Below are 3,840 nucleotides of genomic sequence, written 5' to 3'. Positions count from 1 at the left end.
ACCTGCCGGTTTGCATGACTAAAAGGGAGCAGCTGCCAACTGGCAAACTGCTCCCTGCTGTTTTCAACTAACGTTTTTTCGTTTTATTAGGGAAGATACGAAATGATGATTAATTATTATCTTGTCTAGCTTTAACCAATCGCGGTTGTTTCATGGAAGCAAATCGCAAAGAGAAGATCCGCAGTTGAACGAGTAAATGCATACCTGAAAGAGTTCTTTCAATTAAATAACCTAAGACACCGAACAGGAGCAAAAGCGAGGCTGCACTTTATCCTCGCAACACTAGTTTACAACAGCATGAAGCTAGTCGTGGATCGTGTGAACAAACAATAAAGAGCGAAAGCCTCATAAAATTTAAAATGTATTACGATTGCATTGGAGTAGTCTGCAATTCTTTAAGTCAATGCATTATGAAATTGATTCAATTATATTAATATTAAAACCAATATATGGATTGACTTATTAATTAACTATATGTATTATAGGTACTCTTTGGTAATAATCCAATGAAAAGTAAGGGGCCCATTACTGATTCTTGAAAATTATTACTAGTTATATTAAATGGGGGAAATGAATAATGAAAAGAAAAAAAACATTAGGAGCATTAATAAGCCTTGGTCTAATAGCTGGATTAGTATTGATGGTTAATACTGGGTATAGTCAGGATAAAGAATTTAAAATGGATAATGGCGGTAATATTAGTATGAATGTTACTGAAAATTATTCAGATGTTTTACCAATCGAGCTCAAAACACAAGAAGAGGAACAAGTTATTGAAGAAAAGGCTGGTATTCAAGAATTCAGTTTTTCTAATGAAAAAAGGAACGCTCAAAGTAAGAAGAGCTTATCTTTAAATATAGATCTAACACCTACAGGTGATTTTTATAAGGTCAATGGTAGCGGATCATTAGAAATGGATGGAGTGAAGAACAAAATTGAACTGATTGGGTCTACTATATCCAAAGTTAAGCTAAAATCAGGGGATACATACGTATTCGGTCCACTAGATGCAATTATGACAAAAGAAAATGAAGAAACAGAGGAAATAATAATCGGTCTTGGCTCAATTGTGGAGACTGGACAAAGATACTTCTCCTTAACTCTTGGTAACTTTGGTGAAGGAATCTCGTATTTAATTTTTGGTGACACTAGTTTCTTAACCGAAGAGATTGCAGATATTACAACGGAATATGCAGGGGGCTAAAAGAATGAGAAAAAAATTAATATTAAGTATGTTAGCAGCTTCATTTTTATTTTCTTCAACGTTGATATCATCTAGTGAGAAGGTATACGCTGCTGAAACAATATTGCCAGGGTTTGACTATTATTATAAAGGAAGCTCCTACGCTAATTTATATATGAAAGGCTCAAGTAATGATAATTCTAATAAGACTGCCGATAGTACTGTAGTTATGAGTGCCAAAGCACTCTATCAACCTGAGCGTGGTATAGGCTATGAATCAATTACAGCATGGTCTAGACTCAGTACTATAAACAATATTTATAGCGGTTTATCATATTCAGATGCTAAAGTTAATCAAATAGATGTTAAATTTAGGGTTCAAAATTTAGGTATTCCTTTTGATATATACTCAACTGATCCAAAAGAGGAATTAACTGAGCATAAAGTTAATCCTTACCTTGAAGGGTCTTTAAGTTCCCTAGTTAATGTTCTAGCATATAAGTATCCGATAACCTCAGCTGTTTATACTCCTTTTCAAATGGTTCTAAATAACATTAATGTTAAAAAAGGGACTAATCTTACAGGAAGTGGGGGTACTGTCCAAACAGTGCAATTCTTGCTTCCTGATTCTTCAAAAGCCGACTTACCTATTTCAATTTCTTATAAAGAAGCTGATTATAAAACAAGGAAAGGGGGGGGACTTGAAAGAGGCGTTACAGTTAAATTCATATATGATATGCCTAAAAATTATCAAAACATAATTGTTGTTCCTCAAGCCAAGGTTAAATATTCTGTAGTCATGGTTGCTGGTAATGCGGCTCCAGTCACTTTATATGGTTGGACAAACACTGCCTATGTTGAACATACTGTTAACTCAAAGTGAGGAAAATTTATGATGAGAAGAACTTCTAGTATCAAGGTTGTTTTGGTAATTTCATTAATTCTCAATGTAATTATTGGAGTTCTATTATATAATAGCTACCTCATAAATAAGGATAAAATTGTGGGTGATTCATTAGAATACAGTAGGTTTATAAACCGTCTTGAGAGGTATGTATACTACCTCGACCAAGCAGGTAAACAAACTACATCTAACGAAATAATGAACTCTTTAATAAATGCAGACAAAAGATTGAATCTAGCTGAAAAATCACTAGACAAGTTCAATAATTCTATGTCTGCAACAGATTTAATCGCTAGTAGGATCACTTTGATAATTGAGGATATTGATGAAGCGAATTTTAGATTGTTATCTCAGTATGCATTATACAATAATGGAGAAGAGAAAATCGCAGATATAAAGAAATCTATAGATAGATTACTAGATGCGATACCTAAGGAATATTCAATCGAGAAAAAAAGTGAATTCATTAAAAAAATTAATAATCTTAGTTATTGAATTTATATTTCTTCAAAAACCACCGACTTATATGTTTGGTGGTTTTTGAATTTTCAAACTAAAATAAAAGATATTAGTTTGAAATTGTAATTATAATAAAGTAGGGACATAGGGTTAATCACCCGGGTTGTCCCTGCTAACCCGATCATTGCAGGACTCGGTAGCGCTAAAGGAATGCTTTGTGCCGTAGACGTCTAGTGAAGTTTAAGCTAGGTTATTATCGTCAAAAGCGCTACGCGGGGAATGCAGGTAAGATCACTGCAATTTTATTATGGCCTTCATGGTATAGGCAGGTTCGATTCCTGTCAAGGTCTTAGAGGTGATGAATAAATGAATTGTAAACATAGTTGGGGACGTTCTGGACATATTAATGATCTTATATGTACATATGCAAAATATATAGATATGGATAACTGATAAGAAATGTATGCGATAAAAAGAAAGCGAAAAAAACAGCCATTAGATTGAGAAATGGGCTGTTTGTCAGTGATTTTTAACTGTGTGTCAAACTAAATCTATTGAAGGAGTATTCGTTGGCGAGATGATCATCATCTAATCCTAATGTACTTGCTGATATTGGATTATGTTTTAATATGTCTTTTGCAACTGCTTTTGGAATCACTATTTTGTGCATTATTTTCTGCTTGTTACCTGCGTTTTTAACATATTTAATTATATCTATAATGTTACTTGAAAAAATAAAGAGACCGTTTTGTAGTTGAAGTCTTTCATTACTTGCTGAAACGTAACCGGGGCTAATTGCAACGGGGCTTTGCATTTGATGAAAGGATACATATTGTTTTAAATATTCCATGTAATCACCATCCGGAGAGACCGCATAATTTCCATTTATACTATATTTGTTGAATTTAGCTGGATCTAACAACCTTAAGCAGGGATCGTCTTTACTATCCTGATCAGCAGCCTGACAAGCAAAAAACAAGGCTGAGTCTAAACTTGTAGTCCAATCGAGAAATCTTGACGCTAATCCGTAATGTTGGGCAAAATAAGGTATATCCCAGCCAGATAGTCGATGGATTACGCAGCCATCTGGATGAGTGACTGTGCCATTTTCAAAAAGTTTGTCATATGTCCACATTTCATATTTTTTAGCAATAGATAAATGATTACGTGAAAGTTTTACAGTTAGAGTAACAACATTTTTAAATTATAACATTGAATCCGCTATCTTCTGGATTTCCTGATCATCAAGTGGCCTTCCTGTAAAATCAGTAATTATATACTGTATTCCTGAGTC

Annotated in this window: 4 protein-coding genes and 1 pseudogene; 4 read left to right on the top strand and 1 reads right to left on the bottom strand. The window is 33.8% G+C overall.

From position 1 onward, the window contains the following. Positions 1-150: 150 nt before the first annotated feature. The 4 genes and pseudogenes from H9647_RS25455 to H9647_RS25440 all read left to right on the top strand — a co-directional run. Positions 151-333: pseudogene (locus tag H9647_RS25455) on the top strand (transposase); the annotation flags it as partial. A gap of 244 nt (positions 334-577) precedes the next feature. Beyond that, positions 578-1,204, top strand: a complete 627-nt coding sequence (locus tag H9647_RS25450; protein WP_191805276.1) for a hypothetical protein — start codon at positions 578-580, stop codon at positions 1,202-1,204. A 4-nt stretch (positions 1,205-1,208) separates the two neighbouring features. Further along, positions 1,209-2,066 (top strand): hypothetical protein, encoded by an 858-nt coding sequence (locus H9647_RS25445; RefSeq protein ID WP_191805274.1) that lies wholly within the window; start codon positions 1,209-1,211, stop codon positions 2,064-2,066. A 9-nt stretch (positions 2,067-2,075) separates the two neighbouring features. After that, positions 2,076-2,582: a hypothetical protein gene (locus tag H9647_RS25440; protein WP_191805272.1), complete on the top strand. Its 507-nt coding sequence runs from the start codon at positions 2,076-2,078 to the stop codon at positions 2,580-2,582. Between the two features lie 493 nt (positions 2,583-3,075). Here the strand turns inward: H9647_RS25440 and H9647_RS25435 are convergent, their stop codons facing one another. Next, positions 3,076-3,681, bottom strand: a complete 606-nt coding sequence (locus H9647_RS25435) for an FRG domain-containing protein (protein WP_191805270.1) — start codon at positions 3,679-3,681, stop codon at positions 3,076-3,078. Between the last annotated feature and the right edge of the window lie 159 nt (positions 3,682-3,840).

The organism is Paenibacillus gallinarum (assembly GCF_014836635.1).
GTDB classification, from domain to species: Bacteria; Bacillota; Bacilli; order Paenibacillales; family Paenibacillaceae; genus Paenibacillus; species Paenibacillus gallinarum.
This window is presented reverse-complemented; position numbering and strand designations above follow the sequence as displayed.

Excerpts from the sequence above, each read along its gene's own strand:
- H9647_RS25450 (WP_191805276.1), top strand. The coding sequence starts at position 578 with ATGAAAAGAAAAAAAACATTAGGAGCATTAATAAGCCTTGGTCTAATA.
- H9647_RS25445 (WP_191805274.1), top strand. The coding sequence starts at position 1,209 with ATGAGAAAAAAATTAATATTAAGTATGTTAGCAGCTTCATTTTTATTT.
- H9647_RS25440 (WP_191805272.1), top strand. The coding sequence starts at position 2,076 with ATGATGAGAAGAACTTCTAGTATCAAGGTTGTTTTGGTAATTTCATTA.
- H9647_RS25435 (WP_191805270.1), bottom strand. The coding sequence starts at position 3,681 with ATGTGGACATATGACAAACTTTTTGAAAATGGCACAGTCACTCATCCA.